General features: G+C 76.6%; 23 protein-coding genes. 7 read left to right on the forward strand and 16 right to left on the reverse strand.

All coding sequences use genetic code 11. From position 1 onward, the window contains the following. Positions 1-84: 84 nt before the first annotated feature. The 4 genes from ACVJO7_RS05845 to eccCa all read right to left on the reverse strand — a co-directional run bounded on the left by ACVJO7_RS05845 (position 85) and on the right by eccCa (position 5,928). The gene (locus ACVJO7_RS05845; RefSeq protein WP_344028942.1) at positions 85-378 is read right to left on the reverse strand and encodes a WXG100 family type VII secretion target; all 294 of its coding nucleotides are present in this window, start codon (positions 376-378) and stop codon (positions 85-87) included. Between the two features lie 13 nt (positions 379-391). Continuing rightward, complete coding sequence (locus ACVJO7_RS05850) at positions 392-703, reverse strand: WXG100 family type VII secretion target (RefSeq protein ID WP_344028939.1); 312 nt, start codon at positions 701-703, stop codon at positions 392-394. Between the two features lie 114 nt (positions 704-817). Beyond that, positions 818-2,053, reverse strand: a complete 1,236-nt coding sequence (locus ACVJO7_RS05855; RefSeq protein ID WP_491672048.1) for a type VII secretion-associated protein — start codon at positions 2,051-2,053, stop codon at positions 818-820. Further along, on the reverse strand, positions 2,050-5,928 hold the full coding sequence (gene eccCa / locus ACVJO7_RS05860) for a type VII secretion protein EccCa (RefSeq protein WP_491672049.1): 3,879 nt from the start codon (positions 5,926-5,928) through the stop codon (positions 2,050-2,052). Before eccCa ends, ACVJO7_RS05855 begins: the two co-directional genes overlap by 4 nt. A gap of 121 nt (positions 5,929-6,049) precedes the next feature. On the opposite strand from eccCa, the gene eccD reads away from it, so the two are divergent. Next, positions 6,050-7,426 carry a type VII secretion integral membrane protein EccD gene (gene eccD, locus ACVJO7_RS05865; RefSeq protein ID WP_491672050.1) on the forward strand — a complete coding sequence of 459 codons (1,377 nt, stop codon included), beginning with the start codon at positions 6,050-6,052 and terminating at the stop codon, positions 7,424-7,426. Then, positions 7,423-8,781, forward strand: a complete 1,359-nt coding sequence (mycP, locus tag ACVJO7_RS05870) for a type VII secretion-associated serine protease mycosin (protein ID WP_491672051.1) — start codon at positions 7,423-7,425, stop codon at positions 8,779-8,781. The genes eccD and mycP overlap by 4 nt, the downstream gene beginning before the upstream one ends. On the opposite strand, the gene eccB is transcribed toward mycP, so the two are convergent. Continuing rightward, complete coding sequence (gene eccB, locus ACVJO7_RS05875; protein WP_491672052.1) at positions 8,716-10,131, reverse strand: type VII secretion protein EccB; 1,416 nt, start codon at positions 10,129-10,131, stop codon at positions 8,716-8,718. The two genes, mycP and eccB, sit on opposite strands and share 66 nt — an antisense overlap. Positions 10,132-10,258: 127 nt before the next feature. Here eccB and ACVJO7_RS05880 point away from each other — a divergent pair, with 127 nt between their 5' ends. The 5 genes from ACVJO7_RS05880 to ACVJO7_RS05900 are packed head-to-tail and all read left to right on the forward strand — an operon-like array spanning position 10,259 to position 15,386. Continuing rightward, entirely contained in the window at positions 10,259-11,854 is a 1,596-nt protein-coding gene (locus tag ACVJO7_RS05880; protein ID WP_491672053.1) for an ABC transporter substrate-binding protein, read from the forward strand. After that, complete coding sequence (locus ACVJO7_RS05885; protein ID WP_491672054.1) at positions 11,851-12,861, forward strand: ABC transporter permease; 1,011 nt, start codon at positions 11,851-11,853, stop codon at positions 12,859-12,861. The genes ACVJO7_RS05880 and ACVJO7_RS05885 overlap by 4 nt, the downstream gene beginning before the upstream one ends. Next, positions 12,854-13,783 (forward strand): ABC transporter permease, encoded by a 930-nt coding sequence (locus ACVJO7_RS05890; RefSeq protein ID WP_491672055.1) that lies wholly within the window; start codon positions 12,854-12,856, stop codon positions 13,781-13,783. The genes ACVJO7_RS05885 and ACVJO7_RS05890 overlap by 8 nt, the downstream gene beginning before the upstream one ends. Then, a complete protein-coding gene (locus ACVJO7_RS05895) occupies positions 13,780-14,736 on the forward strand; it encodes an ABC transporter ATP-binding protein (protein WP_491672056.1) in 957 nt (318 codons plus the stop codon). The genes ACVJO7_RS05890 and ACVJO7_RS05895 overlap by 4 nt, the downstream gene beginning before the upstream one ends. Then, complete coding sequence (locus ACVJO7_RS05900; protein ID WP_491672057.1) at positions 14,733-15,386, forward strand: ABC transporter ATP-binding protein; 654 nt, start codon at positions 14,733-14,735, stop codon at positions 15,384-15,386. Before ACVJO7_RS05895 ends, ACVJO7_RS05900 begins: the two co-directional genes overlap by 4 nt. 2 nt (positions 15,387-15,388) lie before the next feature. Here the strand turns inward: ACVJO7_RS05900 and ACVJO7_RS05905 are convergent, their stop codons facing one another. The 11 genes from ACVJO7_RS05905 to ACVJO7_RS05955 form a co-directional block, all read right to left on the reverse strand. After that, the gene (locus ACVJO7_RS05905; RefSeq protein WP_344028912.1) at positions 15,389-15,685 is read right to left on the reverse strand and encodes a YciI family protein; all 297 of its coding nucleotides are present in this window, start codon (positions 15,683-15,685) and stop codon (positions 15,389-15,391) included. Positions 15,686-15,700: 15 nt separating this feature from the next. Then, positions 15,701-16,147: a nucleoside deaminase gene (locus ACVJO7_RS05910; RefSeq protein ID WP_344028909.1), complete on the reverse strand. Its 447-nt coding sequence runs from the start codon at positions 16,145-16,147 to the stop codon at positions 15,701-15,703. 26 nt (positions 16,148-16,173) lie between these two features. After that, positions 16,174-16,977, reverse strand: a complete 804-nt coding sequence (gene truA, locus ACVJO7_RS05915) for a tRNA pseudouridine(38-40) synthase TruA (protein ID WP_344028906.1) — start codon at positions 16,975-16,977, stop codon at positions 16,174-16,176. 74 nt (positions 16,978-17,051) lie between these two features. Beyond that, on the reverse strand, positions 17,052-17,768 hold the full coding sequence (gene rplQ, locus ACVJO7_RS05920) for a 50S ribosomal protein L17, sunset domain variant (protein WP_491672058.1): 717 nt from the start codon (positions 17,766-17,768) through the stop codon (positions 17,052-17,054). A 2-nt stretch (positions 17,769-17,770) separates the two neighbouring features. Continuing rightward, entirely contained in the window at positions 17,771-18,823 is a 1,053-nt protein-coding gene (locus ACVJO7_RS05925) for a DNA-directed RNA polymerase subunit alpha (RefSeq protein WP_344028904.1), read from the reverse strand. A gap of 91 nt (positions 18,824-18,914) precedes the next feature. Beyond that, positions 18,915-19,520, reverse strand: a complete 606-nt coding sequence (gene rpsD, locus ACVJO7_RS05930; protein ID WP_344028902.1) for a 30S ribosomal protein S4 — start codon at positions 19,518-19,520, stop codon at positions 18,915-18,917. 17 nt (positions 19,521-19,537) lie between these two features. Continuing rightward, positions 19,538-19,945: a 30S ribosomal protein S11 gene (rpsK, locus tag ACVJO7_RS05935; RefSeq protein ID WP_344028899.1), complete on the reverse strand. Its 408-nt coding sequence runs from the start codon at positions 19,943-19,945 to the stop codon at positions 19,538-19,540. Beyond that, a complete protein-coding gene (rpsM, locus tag ACVJO7_RS05940) occupies positions 19,945-20,325 on the reverse strand; it encodes a 30S ribosomal protein S13 (protein WP_344028896.1) in 381 nt (126 codons plus the stop codon). The genes rpsK and rpsM overlap by 1 nt, the downstream gene beginning before the upstream one ends. 197 nt (positions 20,326-20,522) lie before the next feature. Then, positions 20,523-20,636, reverse strand: coding sequence for a 50S ribosomal protein L36 (gene rpmJ, locus ACVJO7_RS05945; RefSeq protein WP_010228516.1), 114 nt, complete (start codon positions 20,634-20,636; stop codon positions 20,523-20,525). A gap of 61 nt (positions 20,637-20,697) precedes the next feature. After that, on the reverse strand, positions 20,698-20,919 hold the full coding sequence (gene infA / locus ACVJO7_RS05950) for a translation initiation factor IF-1 (RefSeq protein ID WP_010228514.1): 222 nt from the start codon (positions 20,917-20,919) through the stop codon (positions 20,698-20,700). A 244-nt stretch (positions 20,920-21,163) separates the two neighbouring features. Then, positions 21,164-22,543, reverse strand: coding sequence for an NAD(P)(+) transhydrogenase (Re/Si-specific) subunit beta (locus ACVJO7_RS05955; protein ID WP_491672216.1), 1,380 nt, complete (start codon positions 22,541-22,543; stop codon positions 21,164-21,166). Between the last annotated feature and the right edge of the window lie 21 nt (positions 22,544-22,564).

The raw sequence follows: 22,564 nt of genomic DNA on the forward strand, positions 1-22,564 counted from the left end.
CACCGCTGCACAACGAGTGTCAAGAGTACCCGGCGATCCCGGGAGCGGGCGCGAGGGGGGTCGGTCCACCCGCTCCCGGGATGGTCAGACGCCGAATCGGCCCGCGTTGCGACGCTCCACGTCCTGGTATCCCTGGCCCGCGGCGGACACCAGCGCCCGGATCCGCTGCAACGTCCCGGTGAGGTCCGCGGCGGAGCGGTCCCAGCGCTGCTGCGCCTCGTTGTACCGGTTCGCCGCGTCGCCGGTCCAGCCCGCCACGACCGGGGTCAGATGACTCTGCAGCTCCCCGAGCTGCGCGGTGATCCTCGCCCTCGCCCCGTCGATGTCCGCGGCCGCCTGGTCGATCGCCGCGAACGTGACCCTGATCTCCGATCCCATGCCCGTTCCCCTCTCAGCCCAGCGCCGATGTGATCGCGGAGACGTTCCGCGCGTTCTCGTCCTCGACCGCCTGGTAGGCCGTGGCCGTGCCGCCGAGCTGCTCGGCGATGTCGGCGAGCGCGGCGTTGAGTCGCTTCGCCTCGGCGTCCCACTCCGCCATCAGCGCGGTGAACGCCGTGGCCGCCGCACCCGCCCACTGCCCGCGGGTCGCCTCGAGCCGCGAGCGCAGCCCGCCGAGCTCGCCGTTGACGGCCTGGCTCACCTCCCGCACCCGCCCGGCCGCGCGGGCCATCTCGTCGGTCGTCGTGCCGAATCCCTGGGTCATCCGCCCACCCCGTCCCGTTCCGGCCGAGCGGTCGCCCGGCCGGCGGGGACCGTGCCATCCGACGCCCGGCGGCCGCGGCCGTTCCCGGGGTGACGGTTCGCGACCGGGAACGGATCACCGCGTCCGGCGCAGCGATCCGGCGATCTCGGCGCAGGCGGCCGGCGGCTCGGCCGCGACCGGCCTGCGGCAGCCGACGACGAGCTGGTCGGTGCCGCTGAACAGGACCAGCCAGTCGACGACGGTGCCGTCGCCGGGATGCTGGCGGTAGCGGTGCGTCCCGGGGGCCGCGCCCGGTTCCGGAGGGGTCACGCCGCGGGCGCCGGCCAGCCGGGCGGCCAGCTCCCGGCGGGCGCGGTCCGGTTCGCGCCCGGCGTCGTAGCCGAGCGGGCTGCGCTCGACGACCACCAGCTCGGCCCCGTCCGGCCGACCGGCCGGGGTGAGCAGGCTGCGCCGGCGGGCCGGGTCGCCGCCGGTGTGCTCCCAGCCCGCCGGGAGGACGGCCGCGTACCCGTACTGGACGAGGGTCCCGCCGGTTGGTGCACCGGGTGACGGTCCGGGTGGCGGTCCGGGAGGCGGGCCGCCCGCCAGGAGCCCGGCGGTGAGCAGTGCCGCCCCGAGCAGGGCGGTGGCCGGGAGCGCGGCCCGGCCGACGACCCGGCGCACCCGGCGCACCCGGGGCATGAGGTCCCGCCGGTCCCGGCCGGCGGGCGGTCCCGGCGGCGGCCCGGGCCGGACCGGCCCCGGCAGCACGGCGTCTACCGGCCCCGGCCCCAGCTCAAGCAGCCCGGCACCCAGTAGCGCCGCCCCCAGCACCGCGGCGGTGTCCGGCCCCGCGCCGTCGACCGCGGCCGGGTCGGCGGGGTCGTCCGGATCCCCCGGGCCGGCCCGCCGCACCGGGCAGGGTGCGGCGGCGACGTCCCCCGCCGGCTCCCCCACCAGCACGATCTCCACCGCACCGACGGCGCGCGCCGCGATCCCGAGCGGGAGCGCCGCCGGCACCGGCTCGATCACCGCGCCGTCCCGGACGACCGCGGGCCCGCCCCGGGACGGATCCGCCGACCAGGTCTCCGCGACCAGGACCGGCCCGGGCGGCGGCGCGGGTCCCACCGCGAGCGCGGCGACCGCGACCGGCACCGTCTCCACCCGCGGCGTGCCGGGGAACCGACCGCCGGGGGTCGCGCCGACCCGGACGACCACCACGGGCGGATGGTCACCGAAGAAGTCGGCGACCGCGGCCGCCGGATCGGTGCCGCCGGGCGCGGCGGCGAGCAGCCGGATGCCGTCCGGATCGGCCGCGGCGAGCAGCACCCGGTCCGGGCGGGCGTGCACCGCGACCGCGTACCCGGTCATCCCGGCTCGGTCCAGGCGAGCTGCAGCCGCCGGGCGCCGTGCCTGCGGTCGACCAGCACGGCCCGCCCGGGGGGCCCGGGCCGCGGCTTGACCTTCTCCAGCAGCGCGCCCTCGTCCGGGCTGCCCGACCCGACCAGACCGGGCGCGCCGAGCTCGCGCAGCCTGCCGAGCACCGGATCGAACAGCGCCCGTGCCGCGCCGCCGGTGCGGCGGGCCAGCACCACGTGCAGCCCGACGTCGCGGGCCTGCGGCAGGAACTCGGCCAGCGGCAGCAGCGGGTGCGGCGTCGTCCCGCCGGGCGGGACGACCAGGTCGTAGTCGTCCACCAGCAGCCACACCTCGGGCCCGCTCCACCAGGACCGGTCGCGCAGCTGCTGCGCGGAGACGCCGGGCCCCGGCAACCGGCGCCCCAGCGAGCCGGCGATGTCGGCGCAGGCCTGCGCGGTGGCCTGGGCGGTGGAGGTGTGTGCCAGCAGGTGCGTGGCGTCGATCGCGCCGAGCAGGGTCCTCCGGTGGTCGACGGCGACGATCCGGGCCTGCTCGGGCGTCCACCGGCGGGTGACGTCGCGGGCCAGCAGCCGGAGCAGGTTCGTCTTGCCGCCGCCGGAGTCGGCGAAGCAGAGCAGGTGCGGCTCGTCCGGGTCGAGCTCGACGGCGGCGAGCCGGTCCTCGTCGACGCCGACGGCGGGCCCGCGGCCGGGTCCGGCGGGCAGCTCGTCGACCGCGATCCGCTCGGGGAGCAGCCGGACCTCCGGCATCGTGGCCCCGTCCCAGGCCGCCGCGACGGCCGGGGCGAGATCGGCTCCGGGACCGGGCCACGGCGCGGCGAGCACGGCGGGGGCGCCGTCCGGGGCGAGCCCGTGCCCGGGCCGGACCGGCACCGCCGCCGCCCGCCTGCGGTCCACCTCGGACTCGCCGGGATCGCCGAGGCGCAGCTCGATCCGGCTGCCGAGCTGGTCCTTGAGCGCGGGCCGGAAGTCGGCCCAGCGGGCGGCGGTCACCGCGACGTGCACGCCGTAGGCCAGCCCGCCCGACGCCAGCGCGGTGACCCGCTCGTCGAGGTCCTCGAACCCGGCCCGCAGCGCCGTCCAGCCGTCGACGACGAGCAGCAGATCGGTGCACGGCTCGTCCGCCAGGTCCCCGGCGCCGCGCCGGGCCCGGAACTCCTCGATCCCGGCGATGCCGTGCGCGGCGAACAGCTGCTCGCGCCGGTCGACGGTCGCGACGACCTCGGCGACGACCCGGCGCACCAGGTCGGTCCGGCGCCGGTCGGCGACCGTCCCGACGTGCGGCAGCCCGGCGAGCGGGCCGAGGCCGCCGCCCCCCAGGTCGAGCACGTGCACGCCGAGCTCGTGCGGGGTGCGGGTGAGCGCGAGCGCGGTGACCACCGTGCGCAGCGCCGTCGACTTGCCCGACCGGGGCCCGCCGACGACGGCGAGATGCCCGGCCGCCCCGGACAGGTCGAGCGTGAGCAGGTCCCGGCTCTGCAGGTAGGGCCGGTCGACGAGGCCGACCGGCACCGCCCAGCCGCCCGGGCCGGGCACCTGCAGGCCGCGGCCGGGCCGCACGGCCGGCTCGCCGAGCACCGCGGTCAGCGGCGGCGGCTCCTCCAGCGGCGGCAGCCACACCCGGTGCGCCCGCGGGCCGGGAGCCGCACCGACGGCGGCGACGACCCGGTCGAGCAGGCTCGCCGCGGCGACCGGCTGCCCGGCCGGTTCCGGGACCGGCACCGGGGCCGGCAGCGCGACCGGCCCGGCCGGGAACGACAGCGCGCGGCGCGGCCCGCCGGACGCCCGGCCCCGGCCGGCCGGCTCGTCCTGCGGGCCGGAGACGTAGGCGGCCCGGAACCGGACCAGCTCGTCGGTGCCCGCGGACAGGTAGGCCGAGCCGGGGGTCGGCGGGAGCAGGTGGGCGTCCGGCACGCCGAGCACGGCACGGGACTCGGCGGCGGAGAAGGTCCGCAGCGCGATCCGGTAGGACAGGTGCGACTCCAGGCCGCGCAGCCGCCCCCCCTCCAGCCGCTGCGAGGCCAGCAGCAGGTGGATCCCGAGCGACCGGCCGAGCCGGCCGATCGTCACCATCAGGTCGATCATCTCGGGGCGCTGCGCGAGCAGCTCGGAGAACTCGTCGACCACCACCAGCAGCGACGGCAGCGGGTCCAGCGGAGCCCCGCCGCGCCGGGCCGCGTCGTGCTCGGCCAGCGACGCGAGGTTCCCGGCGGCGCGCAGCAGCTCCTGCCGCCGGGTGATCTCCCCGGCGAGCGCGTCGGCCATCCGGTCGACCAGGGTCAGCTCCTCGGCCAGGTTCGTGATCACCGCCGAGACGTGCGGGAGCCCGGCCAGCCCGAGGAACGTCGCACCGCCCTTGAAGTCGACCAGCACCAGGTTCAGCTCGTCCGCACCCGCGGTGGCGACCAGGCCGAGCACCAGCGTCCGCAGCAGCTCGGACTTGCCGGACCCGGTCGCGCCGATGCACAGCCCGTGCGGCCCGGCGCCGCCCTGCGCCGACTCCTTGAGATCGAGCACGACCGGCCGGCCCGCCGGGTCGGTGCCCAGCGGGACGCGCAGCCGGTCCGCCGGGCCGCGGCGCCCGCGCAGCGCCGCGATCCCGTCCCGGTCCGGGCGGCCGAGGCCGAGCAGCGGCCCCAGCCCGGGCGCCCGGACGTCCACCGGACCGTCCGGGCCCGCGGCGTCGGCCGGGCCGTCCGGCCGGTAGCGCGCCAGCCGCCGGGCGAGCGCGCGCGCCTCGGCCCCGGTGACCGCGTCCGGGACACCGACGGGTGTCCCGCCGGGGCCGCCGCGGCGCAGCGTGCGTGCCCCGCCGGGTTCGACGCCGACGGCGAGCCGCAGCACCGACACCGCGGGCCGGCGGCCGCGGGCCGGGCCGATCCGCAGCACGGTGACGCCGGGCACCCCGGCCCAGGCGCCGGGGGTGTCGGCGGCGCCGTCCAGCACCACCAGCAGGTGCCGGTCGCCCGACGACGGCTCGTCCACCCACCAGCGGCGGACCCGGTCCGGGTCGTCGGTGAGCATCCGGAGCGGCCCGACGGCGTCGGCGAGCGCCGGGTGCCCGGCGTGCGGCAGCCATTTCACCCAGTCCCAGCGGCCGGCGGCCGTCCCGGGCGCGACGACGGCCAGCCGCGCGTCGTCCGGCCCGTGCCACAGCACGTACTGGACGACGAGCGCGCGGGCCAGGTCGACCGCGGCGGCCGCGGCGGCGCTCCCGTCCGGCTCCACCCAGATCGTCGCCGACGCCCGCGCGTCCACCGCCACCGGCAGGTCGTCCACGGTGGAGTGCCGGCGCAGGAAGCGGCGCAGTGCGAGCGCGGACAGCGGCTCCAGGCTCTCCAGCGGGCCGGTGTGCGGTGCGCTGAGCCGGGCGGCGAGCCGCTGGGTGCCGCGACCGGCCCGCAACCGGCCGAAGTCGTCGTCGGCGGGGCGGCGCTCCCACAGCCGGCCCGCGGCGAGCACGTCCGGCCAGGCCCCGGGATCGGGGTGCACGGTCTCCAGCGCGCGACGCTGCCGGGCGGCGATCCCGGCCGCGCGGCCGCCGAGCACCTCGAGGTAGCGCAGGTAGTCGCGGCGGTCCTCGTCCATCGTCGCGGTGCGCGCGCCGGCCCCGCGCCCGCCGCCGGTGAGCAGCATGCCCAACGCCGAGAGCGCGAACATCCCGCCGAACAGCCACGTCCCGGTGTCGCCGCGGCCGAGCACCACGAACAGCACCGCGCCGCCGACCATCGCCAGCGGCAGCAGCCGCTGCGCGAGCCCGCCGGGGACCGGCCGCTCCGGCTCCGGCGGCGGCTCGGGCACCAGCTCCCCGCCGGGCATCTCCGGCACCGTCCGGCGTGGCCGCCGCAACCCGATCGTCCCGCCCACCGGTGCCTCCTCTGTGGACACGAGTTCTCCCGAACGCCCGCGGCCGGCGCCGGGACCGGCGAATACTCGCAGCGGCCCGGTGCCCCCGCGGCCGTTTCCGACAACTCCCCGGAGCCCGCCCGTGACCCTCGTCCTCCCCCCGCCGGCGGCGGGCGCCGCCGCCGAACCGACCGGCCGCTGGGTGCGGCTGTCCGTGCTCACCCCGCGCGGGCGGGCCGACCTGGCCCTGCCGGCGGACGTGCCGGTCGCCGAGCTGGTGCCGATGGTCCGCGAGCTCGTCGGCGGCCCGGTCCGCACCGGGGTGCCGGAGGCGTGGCGGTTCACCGGCCCGGCCGGCGGCCCGCTGCCCCCGGACGCGACGCTCGACGAGCTCCGGGTCCGCGACGGCGAGCTGCTCCATCTCGGTCCCGCCCGGCCGGCACCCGCCGCACCGGTGTTCGACGACGCCGCGGAGGCCCTCGCGCACGCCGTCGGCGAGGCCCGCGACCGGGCGACCGGCACGCACCGGGCCGGGCTCGGCGCCGCGCTGCTCGGCACCGTCGCGGGCTGCGCGGTGCTGTCCACCGTGGCCGGTCCGCTGCGCCCGGCGGCGGCCGGCGTGGCGGCGGCCGCGGCACTCGCGGCGCTCGCCGTCACCCACCACCGCAACCGGTCCGAACCGGACACCGCGGCGGCCGCGGCGCTCTGCGCCGTCCCGGCGGCGGCGACCGCCGGCCTGCTGGCGGTCCCCGGGCCGCCGGGGGCCGGGGCGGTGCTGCTCGCGGCGGCCGGTGCGGTGGTCGCCGCGGCCGCCGGCCAGGTGCTGGTCCGGGCGGTGTCCCCGGTGCTGCTCGCGGTCGCGGTCGCCGGGACCGGTACCGCGCTCGCCGCGCTCGCCCGGCTGCTGCTCGACGCGCCCGCCGGAGCCGTCGCCGCCGGACTGGCCGCGCCGGCACTCGCCGCGGGGCCGCTGCTGCCGCGGCTGGCGCTGCGACTCGCCGGGATGCCGGCACCGGCGGTCCCGGCCGACGCCGGCGACCTCGCGGCGGCCGAGCGGATGCCGCCCGGCAACCGGCTCGCCGTCCGCGCGCGGCTGGCCCGCGGGCTGCACTCCGGCGCGCTCGCCGGGACCGCGGTCCCGGCCGCGGGCGGCGCGGTGGTGGCCGCGGCGACCGGCGGCCCGGCCGGCTGCGTGCTGCTCGCGGTCACCGCGGCGGTGCTGCTGATGCGGGCCAGGGCGCTCGCCGAACCGGTCCCGGCCCGGGTGCTCGCGGGCACCGCGGTGCTGGCCGTCGCAGTGGCCGCCGTCCCGGCCGCGCTGGCGTTCGGCCCGCCGGCCCGGCTCGCCGCCGGGATCGGGCTGCTGGTCGCGACGGCGGTCGGGGCGATGGTGATCCGGGCGACCCCGTCCCCACCCGCGCGCCGGGCGCTCGACATCGCCGAGCTGCTGCTGACCGCCGCCGCGATCCCGGCATCGCTCGCCGCGATGGGGCTGTTCGCCCTGGTCCGCGGGCTGTGAGCGGCCTCCGGACGGCCACCGCGCTGGCCGCCGCCGCACTCGCCGTACTCGCCGCGCTGGCCGCCGCGGGGCCCGCCGCCGCCGACCCGGGGCCGCCGCGCCCGGCCGACGGGCTCCGGCAGACCACCGGCTGCACCGAGCCCGGCCCGGGCGGCCCGGGCAGCACGCCGCCACCGTCGGCGCCCCCGCCCGGGCTGGCGTCCGGCGCGGGCCGGCTGGTCGCGGTGATCGACACCGGGGTGGCGCCGGTGCCGCGGCTCGCCGGCAGGCTGCAGGGCGGCGGGGACTACCTCACCGGCGGCGACGGGCTGACCGACTGCGACGGCCACGGGACCGGCGTCGCACTGGTCCTCGCCGGCGCGGCCGATCCGGTGACCGGCGGCGGCGCCGGGATCGCGCCGGGTGCCGGGGTGCTGTCGCTGCGCCAGTCGTCGACCCGGTTCGTGGTGGGCGACCCCGACGGGTCCGAGCGCCCGGCCGGTGACATCGCGACGCTCGCCTCGGCGATCCGGCGGGCCGTCGCGCTCGGCGCGTCGGTGGTCAACGTGTCCCAGGTGGTGTGCGTGCCGGCCGCCGCGGCCGACGACGCCGGTGCCGCCCTGCACGCCGCCGTCACCGCCGCCGCGGCGGCGGACGTGCTCGTGGTGGCGGCGGCCGGCAACGTCGATCCGGTGGGGACCTGCACCGGCGATCCGGACCTGCGGCCGCTGCCCGCCGCCTACGACGAGGTGCTGGCCGTCGGCGCGGTCGACGCCCGCGACCATCCGGCCGGGTTCTCGATCGCCGGGCCGTGGATCGACGTCGCCGCACCGGGCGTCGACCTGCCCGCGCCGGCCGGGCCGGAGGGCGCCGTGGTCAGCGGCACGTCGTACGCGGCACCGGTGGTCGCCGGCACGGCGGCGCTGCTGCGCGAGCGGTTCCCGATGCTCACCGCGGGCCAGGTCGCCGACCGGATCCTGGCGACCGCACGCCGCCCGGCCGCCGGTCGGGACGACCGGGTCGGCACCGGTGTCGTCGATCCGGCGGCGGCCCTCACCGCGGAGCCGTTGCTGCTCGTCCCGGGGCACCGCGGCGGCGCGGCGGCCGGCACCGGCCGGGTCCCGCTGCCCGTCCCGGCCGCGCCGCGGGCCGGGCTCCCCACGGCGGCCGGGGTGGGCGCCGTCGCGGCGGCCGGGGGTGCGCTGGCGCTGGCGCTGACCGCGGTGCGGCGCCGCCCCGCGGCCCGCGACAGCGGCCGCTCCCCCGGCCACCCCGGCGGCCCACCCGGCGGCCCACCCGGCGCCGGCGGCTCACCCCGGCACGTCGGTGGTGTCCCGCGCGGCCGCGAGGTCCAGCGCTCCGGCCCGCGGCAGTAGGCGCACCAGCTCGGCCGGGGCGGCACCCGGCTCACCGATCCCGAGCGCCGCGGCCGTCGGGTCGTCGGCGACACCGAACGCCGCCCCGGACGACGCCAGCAGCCACCGGGTCCCGCCGGCGCCCCCGGCCGGGGCGGCCCGCAGCGGCCCGGGTCCGGTCCGGGGCAGCACCACCGCGTCGAGCCGCGGGCCCGGCCCGTCGGCACCGGCCAGCGCCACCGGCACCGCGCCGTCCGCGACCGGGAGCCGGTCGCCGAGGAACAGCCCGCCCCGGCCGTCCCGCCAGGTCCGGCACAGCACCGGCGCACCGGCCACTCTGACCCGGGCCGCCGGCCACGCCGTGGCGCCGGGCAGGGTCCGCGCCGGCGCCGCCGCGACCGCACCGGGCGGGAGCTCCGCGGGGGTGCCCTGCCCGGTCCGCGACAGCACCGCGTCGGCGAGGGTGACCGGGATCGGGGCCAGCCCGTCGGCGGTCCGCAGGTGGTACCCGGCGGGCCCGCCGAGCGGGCGATCGACCACGACCTCGCCGGGATCGTCGGGCAGCCGCAGCGGCGGGCCCTCCGGGATCGCCGACAGCAGGCCCTCACCGACCCGGCGGATCCCGGCGTCGAGCAGGCCGAGCCCGTCGAGCACGGCACGGTCGGCCGGGTCGAGCCGGTGCCTGCGGCCGTCGTGCACCAGGTAGGTCGCGCCGCCGTCGACGCCCAGCAGCACCGCCGACGGCGGTCCGGCGGGGTCCGCGCCGAGCGACCCGGCGAGCACCGTCGACGTGCCGCCCACCGGGCCGGGCGGCTTCGCCGCACCGCCGTCGGCGGGATCCGCCGGGCTGTCGCAGACCGCCCAGGCGGGCGGCACCGCGGTCCCGTCCAGGGCCGCGCCGAACGCCGCGGGCACCGCAGCGGGCGGGGTGCGGGGTGCGCCGGCGAGTGCCTCGTCGGGCACCGCGACCGGTACCGCGTCCGCCCCGTCGGTGCGCCCGAGCGCGGCGAGCACCAGCCGCCCGCCCAGCGCGTCCGGCACCGGGACCAGCCGTGGCGGCTCCGGGGTGACCGCGTAGAGCACCCCGGAGTGCTCCCCGCGGACCAGCGCGAGCCGGCGCCAGTCCGGCGCCGGATCGTGCCTGGCCAGCAGCGCGGTGACGCCGAGCGCCAGCAGTCCGACCAGGACACCGGCGAACACCGCGCGGCGCTGCGCGCGGAGCTGCTCGTGCAGCGGCACCGGATCGGCGCGGACCAGCGCGGCCTCCATCCGGCGCAGGCCGAACCGGTAGGCGTCGACCTGGTCGCGGGTGGTCGCCGGGGCCCGCTGCACGCGCGCCTCCGGGCCTCCGCGGTCGGGATCGGGGCTCATCGCCCGGACGGTAGGGGCACCGCCACCCGGTCGTGGCGGTTCGGGCCACGCTGCGTGGAACTACCCCCTGACCGTACGGTCCGGATTCGTTGCCAGATCAACGTAGTTGCCCATAATGTGCCACAGCGTGATCACGCTGCGGAACATCGCGGTCCCGTTGCTGGTGGGCCTGCTCGTCGCGGGCTGCGCCGCGCCGACGCCGGGGCCCGGCGAGGCCGGTCCCGGGGGCGACGGCTCCACGATGACGCTCGCCGACGGCTACGAGCCGGACGACCTCAACCCGCTGCTCGGGTACGGCTCGGAGGGGGCGAGCAAGTTCTACGACGGCCTGTACTCCCGGGACGCCGAGCGGACGCTGCAACCGGCGCTGGCCGCCGGCCCCGCGACCCCGTCGGCCGACCAGCGGTCCTGGACCGTCCCGCTGCGCTCCGGCGTCACCTTCCACGACGGCTCGGCGTTCGGCCCGGAGGACGTGGTCGCCACCTACCAGGCCGTGCTCGATCCGGACCGGGCGGCGACCATCCGCTCCGGCGTCCCGATGCTCGACGCCGTCGAGGCCGTCGGCGAGGACGCCGTCCGGTTCGACCTCGCCTACCCCTACGGCGCGTTCCCGGACCGCCTGACCACCGGGATCCTGCCCTCCGAGGTGCTCGACGACGGCGGCCCGGTCGCCGACCTGGCGGTGAACACCGAGGCGCTCGGGACCGGGCCGTACCGGCTCGCCGAGTGGCGCCGCGGGGACACGATGATCATGGAGGCGAACGAGCGGTACTGGGGCGGCGCCCCGGCGGTGCAGCGGGTGACGGTCGTGTTCGCCACCGACGACAACACCCGCGCCCAGCGCACCGCCGCCGGCGAGTTCGACGGCACCGTGCTGCCGCCGGCGCTGGCCCGGCCGGTCGCCGAGCAGAGCGGCCTCGCGCTGCGCGAGCACGCCTCCGCGGACTACCGCACCATCGCGCTGCCGTTCGCGAACCCGGTCACCGCCGATCCCGCGATCCGGGCCGCGCTGAACCGCTCGGTCGACCGCGAGGGCATGATCGAGGCGCTGCTCGCGGGCCAGGGCGAGCCCGCCCACCACCCGATCCCCGGGGTGCTCCCGGAGCAGGTCGAGCCGTCCGCGACGTTCCCGCACGACCCGGCCGCGGCCGCCCGGATCCTGGACGAGGCCGGCTGGGCCGCCGGGCCGGACGGGGTGCGCAGCCGGGACGGGCAGCCGGCGAGCTTCACCCTGATGTACCCGGCCACCGACACCGTCCGGCGCGATCTCGCGCAGGCGTTCGCCTCGGACGTGCGGGCGGCCGGCATCGACGTCCGGCTGGAGGGCCTCGGCTGGGAGGCGATCGAGCCGCGAATGGGCCAGGACGCGCTCGTCCTGGGCGGCGGGGACCCGTTCGACCCGGGCTTCAAGGCGTGGCAGCTGCTGCACTCGGCGAACGCCGCCGACGGCTTCAACAATCCCGGCTCCTACCGCAACCCGCAGGTGGACGCGGCGCTCGACGCGGCGCTGCGGGCGCCCGACGAGGCGACCCGCAACGAGCGGATCAAGGACTTCCAGCGGGCCTACGTCGCCGATCCCGGGATGGTGTTCCTGGCCTTCCTCGGCCACAGCTACGTGTCCCGGGACGACTGGGACGGCTACGTCGAGGTCGTCGAGCCGCACACGCACGGCGTCACCTGGGGGCCGTGGTGGAACCTCGAGGACTGGACACCGCGGCAGTGACCGCACCGGCGGCCGCGGCCGGGCACCGCGGGCGCGGGCGGGCCGTCGCCCGGCTCGTCGGGCTCCGGGTGCTGCTCGGCGTGCCGACCGTGCTGGTGGTGGCGGTCGGGGTGTTCCTGCTGGCCGCGGCGTCGCCGTTCCGGCCGGTCTACCAGTACTTCGGGGTCGGGATCTTCTCGGCGAGCGACGCCGACATCGCGGCCGCCGAGCGCGCGCTCGGCCTGGACGGCGGGGTGTGGGTGCAGCTCGGCCGCTGGCTCGGCGGGCTGCTGTCCGGGGACCTCGGGCAGAGCCTGTCGATGCGCCAGCCGGTGGCCCAGGTGATCGCCGAGCGGCTCCCCTGGACGCTGCTGCTGGTCACCTGCGCGCTGCTGGTCTCGCTGGTGCTGGCGCTGGTCGCGGGCACCGTCGCGGCCTGGCGGCAGGGCGGCTGGTTCGACCGGGCGGTGACCGCCGTCGGGCACACCCTGGAGGGACTGCCGCCGTTCGTGCTGGCGCTCGGGGCGATCGCGGTGTTCGCCGTCGCCTGGCCGGTGCTGCCGGTCGCCGGGCTCACCGACGCCGGCGCGGCGCCCACCGTCGACCAGGTGAGCCGGCACCTGGTGCTGCCCGCGCTGGTGCTCGGGGTGTCCCAGACGCCGTGGCTGGTGCTGCACGTCCGGGCGTCGCTGATCTCCTCGCTGGACGACGACCACGTGACCGGCGCCCGCGCCCGTGGCCTGCCCGAGCCGGTCGTCGTGCTGCGGCACGCGCTGCCGACCGCGCTGCTGCCGTTCGTGACCGTGCTCGGCAACCGGCTACCCGAGCTGGTCACCGGGGCCGTGCTGGTGGAGACGGTGTTCTCCTGGCCGGGGATCGCCGCCGCCGTCGTCACGGCCGCGCTGGCGGTCGACTTTCCGCTGCTCGCCGCCCTCACCCTGCTCTCCGCGGTGGCCGTGCTGGCCGGTTCGCTGGTGGCGGACCTGACGGTGCTGCTGCTCGATCCCCGGGTGGACGCCGATGTCTGAGCGGACCGGCCTCGCGCCGCGTACCCGGGAGCGGCCACCGGCGGGCGAGTGGCGGCCGGCCGGGCGGCCGCGCCCGGGCTCGCCGCGCGGGCGCCGCCGGTCCGGGCGGGCCCGGCTGGTCGCCGGGGCGTCCGGGCTGACCCTGCTGGTGCTGGGTGCGCTGCTCGTCCCGTGGCTGGGCGGGCTCGACCAGGGCGCCGTCGACTACGACGCGATCCGCCTGCCGCCGTCCCCGGAGCACCCGTTCGGCACCGACTCGGTGGGCCGCGACGTACTGCTCCGCTCGTTCGCCGGGCTGTGGGTGTCGCTGCAGGTCGCCGCGGCCTGCTCGGTGCTCTCGACGGTGATCGGGACGCTGTTCGGGGCGCTGTCCGGGCTGCTCGGCGGCTGGTACGACCGGCTGCTGATGCGGGTGGTGGACGCGGTGAACGCCGTCCCGCACCTGCTACTCGGCATCGTGATCGTCGCGCTCTACCGGGGCAGCGTGCTCGCCGTGATCGCCTCGATCGGGCTGACCCACTGGACGACGGTGGCCCGGGTGGTGCGCGCCGAGATCCTCTCGCTGCGCGGCCGCCCGTTCGTCGACGCGGCGATCTCCGGCGGGGCCTCCCGGTGGCGGGTGCTGCGCAGGCACCTGCTGCCGGCGGTGCTGCCGCAGGCGGTGCTGTCCGCGGTGCTGATCCTGCCGCACGCGGTCTGGCACGAGACCGCGCTGAGCTTCCTCGGCCTCGGGCTGCCGCCGCACCTGGCCAGCCTGGGCACGATCCTCGGCGAGGGCAGGCAGGCGGTGCTGCTGGGCTCCTGGTGGATCGTGGTGTTCCCGAGCGTCCTGCTGGCCGCGACGACGCTGTCGGTGGCCGGGATCGCCGCCTGGTGGCGGGACCGCTCGCTGCCCCGCCGGCGTTCGGAGCAGGCGCTGTGAGCGCCGCGGAGCCGGTGCTCGCCGTCCGCGGGCTGGACGTCGTGTTCCGGGTGGGCCGCGGCGCCCGGGCCCGCACGGTGCGCGCGGTCACCGGCGCCGACCTGGACCTGCACGCCGGACGGCTGACCGCGCTGGTCGGCGAGTCCGGCTGCGGCAAGTCGGTGCTCACCGAGGCGCTGACCGGGCTGCTGCCCGGTACCGCCTCGGTCCGCGGCCGGGCCGTCCTGTCCACCCCGGACGGACCGCTGGAGCTGCTCGGCGCCCCCGAGGCGGCGCTGCGCGACCGGGTCCGCGGACGGCTGCTGGGCCTGGTCCCGCAGTCGGCCGCCACCCACCTCACCCCCACCCGGACCGTCGGTGCGCAGCTGCGCGAGACCCTCGCCCGGCTCGGCACCCCCACCCCGGCGGCCGAGCTGCTGGAGCGGGTCGCCCTGCCCCGGCACGTGCTCGGGTCCTACCCGCACGAGCTGTCCGGCGGGCAGGCCCAGCGGGCCGGGCTCGCTTCGGCGCTGGCCGGGGACCCGCCGGTGCTGCTCGCCGACGAGCCGACCGCCGGGCTGGACCGGCCGCTGGTCGAGCACGTCACCGGGCTGCTGGCCGGGCTGGCGGCGGAGGGCCGGGCCGTCCTGCTGATCACCCACGACCTGCGGGCGGCCCGCGACGTCGCCGACGACGTCGCCGTCATGTACGCCTCCCGGCTGGTCGAGAGCGGCCCGGCGGACGGCGTGTTCACCGACCCGTGGCACCCGTACACGACCGGCCTGCTGGGTGCGCTGCCGGACGCCGGGTTCACCCCGGTGCCGGGCCACCCGCCGGAGCTCTCGGCGCTGCCGGAGGGCTGCGCGTTCGCGCCGCGCTGCCCGGCCCGCGACGACTGCTCCGGCGATCCCGCGCCGGTCCGGCACGGCGACCGGACGGTGTCCTGCCACCGGCCGGTGGGGCGGGCGTCGTGAGCCTGCGCGCGGAGGCGGTGACCGCGGGCTGGCGGCGCGGGCATCCGGTCGTCGACCGGATCGACCTGGCCGTGGAGCCCGGGACGGTGCTCGGCCTGGCCGGGCCGTCCGGCTGCGGGAAGTCCACCCTGACCAGGGTGCTGGCGCTGCTGCACGCGCCGTGGTCGGGCATCGTGTCGGTGGACGGCGAGCCGGTGCGCCGGTTCCGCTTCGACGCGCCCGCGGCGCTGCGCAGGCGGATCGGGGTGGTCTTCCAGTCGCCGCGCGCCGCGGCCGACCCGCGGCTCACCCTGGACCGGATCGTCGCCGAGCCGCTGCACGCGGCCGGTGTGCCCGCTCCCGCGGTGGACGCCCGGGTCGCCGAGGTCGCCCGGCAGGTCGGCCTGACCGCCGAGCTGCGCTCACGCCGCCCGCACGAGGTATCCGACGGGCAGCTGCAGCGCGCCTGCCTCGCCCGGGCGCTGGCGCCCCGGCCGGACTACCTGCTGTGCGACGAGATGACCGCGATGCTGGACGCCTCCACCACCGCGGCCCTGGTCTCGGTGGTGGCCGGCGAGGTGTCCGGTCGCGGGCTCGGCGTGCTGGCGGTCAGCCACGACGAGCCGCTGCTGGCGGCGTGGGCGGGCCGGGTGGTGCGGCCCTGGGCCTGAGCTCAGGAGTCGGCGGTGAGCGCCGCGGCGACCGGGCCGAGCGGCGGGGCCCACTCGCGGATCTGCACGTCCGCGATCACGCCGGCCAGGGTGTACGGGTCGCTGTCGACGACGGCCTGCACCGCGGCCCGGTCCTCCGCCCGGAACACCAGCAGCCCGCCGGCGGGCTCGTCCGGCGCCCACGCCCCGGCGACCAGCAGGCCGGGCTGCGCCTCCAGGTAGGCGCGGTGGTCGGGACGGGCGGCGAACCGGCGGTCGTCGTCGTCGGTGTAGGTATAGAGCACGGCGAAGGTCGTCACGTGCGGCAGCCTAGATCACCCCGGGGCGACCCCGATGTCCTCGTTCCACAGCTCGGGACGCTCGGCGACGAATGCGGTCATCATCGCCACGCAGCGCTCGTCGTCGAGCACCCGGATCCGGACGCCGTGCCCGGCGAGCCAGTCGTGCCCGCCGTGGAAGGTGCGCGCCTCGCCGACCAGCACCGCGCCGATGCCGAACTGGCGGACCAGACCCGAGCAGTACCAGCAGGGCGACAGCGTGGTCACCATCGTCGTCGCCCGGTAGTCGCGTTGCCGGCCCGCGTCCCGGAAGGCGGCGGTCTCGGCGTGCACCGACGGGTCGTCGTCCTGCACCCGGCGGTTGTGCCCGCGGCCCAGCACCTCGCCGTCCGGCCCGACCAGGGCGGCGCCGATCGGGATCCCGCCGGACGCCAGCCCGGTCCGGGCCTCGGCGATCGCGACGTCCAGCCAGCTCGGGTCCATGCCGGCGAACCTAGCGTCCCGGGTCGCTAGCCGCCCGCGACCCGCAGCCTGCGGGTGGTGTCGGCGCGCGCGGCGAGCTCGTCGTCAGCCGGATAGTCGACGCCGGTCAGCGACAGCCCGTGCGGCGGCGCCACCAGCACCTCCGACGCCCGCGCGGTCCGGGTGAGCAGAGCAGCGGGCCAGCCGGGATCGCGGTGCCCGCGCCCGACCTCCAGCAGCGCGCCGACCAGGCTGCGCACCATCGAGTGGCAGAACGCGTCCGCCGACACCGAGGCGACCAGCACCCCGGGCTCGCCGTCGGCGGGCGCCCAGTCCAGCCGCTGCAGCGCGCGTACGGTCGTGGCGCCCTCGCGGCGCTTGCAGAACGCGGCGAAGTCGTGCTCCCCGAGCAGCAGCGCCGAGGCGGCGTTCATCGGCTCCGGATCGAGGTCGTGCGGCCAGGCGACGGTGTCCCGCGCGCGCAGCGGCTCGGCGCCGTACGGCGCGGTGCTGACCCGGTAGCGGTAGTGCCTGCGCAGCGCCGAGAACCGGGCGTCGAAGGTGTCCGGCACCCGGCCGACGGCGCGGACCCGCACGTCGGCGGGCAGCAGCCGGTTGAGCCGCCGGAGCAGCCCGTCGACCCGGGTGTCGAGCTCGCCCGGCAGGTCGACGTGGGCGACCTGCCCGGAGGCGTGCACCCCGGCGTCGGTGCGCCCGGCGACGGTCAGCCGCAGCGGGACCCGCAGCACGGTGGACAGCGCGTCGGTCAGCACGCCCTGCACGGTGCGCCGGTCGGGCTGCGCGGCCCAGCCGGAGAAGCCGGTGCCGTCGTAGGCGATGTCGAGCCGCACCCGGAACGGGGCGGCAACGCCGCCGGGCCCGCCGTCGGAGTCGACGGCGGGCCCGGCGGGGTGGTGCGGCTGGCTCAGGAGTCGGACTCCTGCTGGGACGCCGGCTTCGCGAAACCGGCGGCCTCGGCGGCCTCCTCGCTGGCGAACCAGACCTCGGCCACGGTGCGGTCGTAGTGCGACGAACCGGGGACGTGGTAGAGCATCGAGTCGGCGTTGCCCTTGATCTCGAAGCCCTCGGGGGCCTGCGCCGGGTCGTCCAGCGGGGCGTGGCTGCCCTCGCCGTACGGGGCCTCGGCGGTCTCCTCGGTGGCCGTCTCCGCGGAGGTGCTCTCCTCGGTGACGGTCTCCTCGGTGGTGGCCTCCTCCGCCGGGGCGGAGTCGGCGGCCTGCGCGGCGGCCGCGCGGCGGGCGCGGTTCGCCTCGTCGGTGACCGTCTTCTGCTGGACCAGCTCGATGACCGCCATCGGGGCGTTGTCGCCCTTGCGCGGCATCGTCTTGGTGATCCGGGTGTAGCCACCGTTGCGGTCCGCGAAGAACGGGCCGATCTCGGTGACGAGGCGGTGCACGACCGACTTGTCGCGGATCACCTTCATGATCTGGCGACGGTTGTGCAGGTCGCCGGCCTTGGCCTTGGTGATCAGCCGCTCCGCGTACGGACGCAGCCGCCGGGCCTTGGCCTCGGTGGTGGTGATCCGGCCGTGCTCGAACAGCGAGGTCGCCAGGTTGGCCAGGATCAGCCGCTGGTGCGCGGGTGACCCGCCGAGGCGGGCCCCCTTGGTGGGCTGGGGCATGGCTACAACTGCTCCGTTTCTGCGTAGTCCTGACCGTCGTCACCGAAGGTGCCGGGGTCGAACCCGCTGTCACCGTCGGCGCCGTAGTCGCTCGCCGCCGCCGACGGGTCGAACCCGGGCGGGCTGTCCTTGAGGGCCAGGCCGAGACCGACGAGCTTCATCTTGACCTCGTCGATCGACTTGGCGCCGAAGTTGCGGATGTCGAGCAGGTCCGCCTCGCTGCGGCCGACGAGCTCGCCGACCGTGTGGATGCCCTCGCGCTTGAGGCAGTTGTAGGACCGGACCGTGAGGTCCAGCTCCTCGATCGGCATCGCGAACGCCGCGATGGTGTCCGCCTCCTGCGGGGAGGGGCCGATCTCGATGCCCTCGGCGTCCACGTTCAGCTCGCGGGCCAGGCCGAACAGCTCGACCAGGGTCTTGCCGGCCGAGGCCAGCGCGTCCCGCGGGGTGATGGACGGCTTCGACTCGACGTCGAGGACGAGCTTGTCGAAGTCGGTGCGCTGCTCGACTCGCGTGGCCTCGACCTTGTAGGTCACCTTCAGCACCGGGGAGTAGATCGAGTCGACCGGGATCCGGCCGATCTCGGCACCGGTGGCCTTGTTCTGCATCGCCGGGACGTACCCGCGGCCGCGCTCGACGACGAGCTCGACCTCGAGCCGGCCCTTGTCGTTCAGCGAGGCGATGTGCAGGTCCGGGTTGTGCACGGTGACACCGGCCGGCGGCACGATGTCGCCGGCGGTGACCGCGCCCGGGCCCTGCTTGCGCAGGTACATGGTCACCGGCTCGTCCTCCTCGGAGCTCACGACGAGCTCCTTGAGGTTCAGGATGATGTCGGTGACGTCCTCCTTGACCCCCGGCACGGTGGTGAACTCGTGCAGGACGCCGTCGATCCGGATGGAGGTGACGGCGGCGCCGGGGATGGACGACAGCAGCGTCCGGCGCAGGGAGTTGCCGAGCGTGTAGCCGAAGCCCGGCTCCAGCGGCTCGATGACGAACCGGGACCGGGTCTCGGTGACGACGTCCTCGGTGAGGGCGGGTCGCTGAGAGATCAGCATGGGTGTGTGCCTCCTTACGACACCTGCGACGACCGCTATTTGACGCCGCAGTGCACCGCCGCCCCTCCCTGCGGGGCGGCGGGATGTCGAGCTACTTCGAGTAGAACTCGACGATGAGCTGCTCGGTGACCTGGGTGTCGATCTGAGCGCGCTCGGGCAGCTGGTGGACCAGGATGCGCAGCGTCGACGGAACGACCTGCAGCCACGCCGGAACCGGACGCTCGCCCTGGGTCTCCCGGGCGATCACGAACGGATCGGTGTTCCGCGACTTGTCGCGGACGTCGATGATGTCGTAGCGGGAGACCCGGTAGCTGGGGATGTCCACGCGCTTCCCGTTGACCAGGAAGTGGCCGTGGTTCACCAGCTGGCGGGCCATCCGCCGGGTACGGGCGAGACCCGCCCGGTACACGACGTTGTCCAGGCGCGACTCGAGGATCTGCAGCAGCTCGTCGCCGGTCTTGCCCTCCCGGCGGTGCGCCTCCTCGTAGTAGCTGCGGAGCTGCTTCTCCTGCAGCCCGTAGCCGAAGCGCGCCTTCTGCTTCTCCTGCAGCTGCAGGAGGTACTCGGTCTCCTTGATCCGGATCCGGCCGTGCTGGCCGGGCGGGTAGGGACGACGCTCGAACGCCTGGTCGCCGCCGACGAGGTCGGTCTTCAGTCGGCGCGACTTGCGGGTCATGGGGCCGGTGTAGCGAGCCATGGTGTAGTCCCCTTCCCCTAGACCCGGCGCCGCTTGGGCGGACGGCAGCCGTTGTGCGGCTGCGGGGTGACGTCGGAAATGGTGCCGACCTCGAGGCCGGCGGCCTGCAGCGAGCGGATCGCGGTCTCGCGGCCCGAGCCCGGGCCCTTCACGAAGACGTCGACCTTCTTCATGCCGTGCTCGGCGGCCTTGCGGGCCGCGTTCTCGGCGGCCAGCTGCGCGGCGAACGGCGTCGACTTGCGCGAGCCCTTGAGGCCGACGTTGCCGGACGAGGCCCAGGCGATGACGGCGCCGGTCGGGTCGGTGATCGACACGATCGTGTTGTTGAACGTGCTCTTGATGTGGGCGTGCCCGTGCGCGACGTTCTTCTTCTCGCGACGGCGGACCTTCTTGGGTCCGGTGCCCTGGCGTGCGCGGGGCGGCATTACTTCTTACCTGCCTTCTTCTTACCGGCGACGGTCTTCTTCGGGCCCTTGCGGCCGCGCGCGTTGGTCTTCGTGCGCTGGCCGCGGACCGGGAGACCGCGACGGTGGCGGATGCCCTGGTACGAGCCGATCTCGATCTTGCGGCGGATGTCCGCCTGCACCTCGCGGCGCAGGTCACCCTCGACCCGCAGGTGCTCCTCGATGTAGTCGCGGAGCTTGGTGACGTCCTCGTCGGTCAGGTCCTTCGACCGCAGGTCAGGGCTGATCGCCGTGCCCTCGAGGATCTCCTTGGACCGGGCTCGTCCGACCCCGTAGATGTAGGTGAGCGCGATCTCCATCCGCTTGTCGCGGGGGAGGTCGACGCCGGCAACACGTGCCATGCGGCGTTGTCTCCGTTCGGTTCTCGTGCCAGGTCTTCCCGACGTCCGTCCCGCTCCGCCGCTGCGATGCGGGCCCCGGCCTGGTTCCGGGGGTGCCTCCGGGCCCTCGTGGCCCGACGGGTACGTCGGGGGCTTCTCTGAAGCATTTCTGAAGCGATCAGACGATCACGACAGCTGCCCGCCGGGTCCGGCGGTGATCAGCCCTGGCGCTGCTTGTGGCGCAGGTTCGAGCAGATCACGATGATCCGGCCGTTGCGGCGGATCACCTGGCACTTGTCGCAGATCTTCTTGACGCTCGGCTTGACCTTCACGTCGTCTGCCTCTGTCCGTTGTTCTTCTGGGGCATGCGACCGACCGTGACGTGCACGGCAGTCACTTGTAGCGGTAGACGATGCGGCCGCGGCTGAGGTCGTAGGGCGACAGCTCGACCACCACCCGGTCCTCCGGAAGGATCCGGATGTAGTGCTGGCGCATCTTCCCGCTGATGTGCGCGAGAACCCGGTGGCCGTTCTCCAGCTCCACCCGGAACATCGCGTTCGGCAGGGGTTCGACGACCCGGCCCTCGACCTCGATCGCCCCGTCCTTCTTGGCCATGTCCTCCGCTATCCGTGACAGGTGTCGGTTGCTCCACCCTGCCGGCCTGACCGGCGGGGCGGCGGATGCGCACGAACGGGCCCGGGCCGGGTGTGGGAACACGACGGAACCGGCGCCACAGAGCGCACCGGCTGTCCAGTGTACGGAGGTCGGGCGGGGCGGGTGCACGCGGGGTGACCCACGGGTCGGCACCGTCGACGGTACCGGACCGGTGGGTTCCCTCGCGCGTGTGCGGCCCGGGCGGCTAGAGGGCCTTCAGCTCCTCGCTGACGCTCTCCACCGAGCTCTTCGCGTCACCGAACAGCATCGAGGTGTTGTCCTGGAAGAACAGCGGATTGTCGATGCCGGCGAAGCCGGAGCCCATCGAGCGCTTGAGCACGATGACGTTGCGCGACTCGTCGACGTTCAGGATCGGCATCCCGTGGATCGGGCTGGACGGGTCGTTGCGGGCGGCCGGGTTGGTGACGTCGTTCGCCCCGATCACCAGCGTCACGTCGGTGCGGGAGAACTCGTCGTTGATGTCGTCCATCTCCTTGAGCGCGTCGTAGGAGACGTCGGCCTCGGCGAGCAGCACGTTCATGTGCCCGGGCATCCGGCCGGCCACCGGGTGGATCGCGTACTTGACCTCGACGCCCTTGCTCTCCAGCAGCTTGGCCATGTCCTTGACCGCGTGCTGGGCCTGGGCCACCGCCATCCCGTAGCCGGGGACGACGATCACCTGCGACGCGTAGGCCATCTGGATGGCCGCGTCGGCCGCGGAGGTGGACTTGACGGTCCGCTCCACCCCGTCGTCGGCCGCCGCGGCCTGCGTCCCGCCGAACCCGCCCGCGACGATCGCCGGGATGGTCCGGTTCATCGCGACGGCCATCTGGTTGGTCAGGATCGAGCCGGAGGCGCCGACGATCATGCCGGCGACGATCATCGCGGTGTTGTTCAGCGCGAGCCCGGCGGCCGCGGCGGACAGGCCGGTCATGGCGTTCAGCAGCGAGATGACGACCGGCATGTCGGCGCCGCCGATCGGCAGCACGACGAGCACGCCGACCGCCGCGGCCAGCAGCAGCACCGCGATCACCCAGATCTCGCCCGCCCCGCCGAGCCCGGCGACGACGGCCGCGGCCACCGCGAGCACCAGCAGCAGCAGGTTCAGCGGCTGCTGTGCCCGGCCGAGGCCGATCGGGCGGCCGGGCAGGATCTCCTGCAGCTTGCCGAACGCGATCAGCGAGCCCCAGAACGAGATCGACCCGACGATCGCCGCGAACATGGTGGCGATGACGACGTAGAGCGCGGTGTCGACGAAGCCATCGGTGTTGCGGAACTCGGCCCAGGCGATCAGCGCGACGGCGCCACCGCCGACACCGTTGAACAGCGCGACCATCTGCGGCATCTGGGTCATCCGCACGTTGCGCGCGGACGGCACGCCGAGGATCGTGCCGACCACCAGGCCGAGGATGATCAGCAGCCAGTTCGCCTGGACCAGCAGCAGCGTGGCGCCGACCGCGATGGCCATGCCGACCGCGGCGGTCCAGTTGCCGCGCACCGCGGTCTTCGGGCCGGTCAGCCCCGACAGGCCGTAGATGAACAGCGCGAACGCGATGATGTAGAGCACCGGGACGATCACGGCCAGCGGACCGGTCACCAGGGTGTC

The organism is Pseudonocardia sp. DxW (assembly GCF_058448985.1).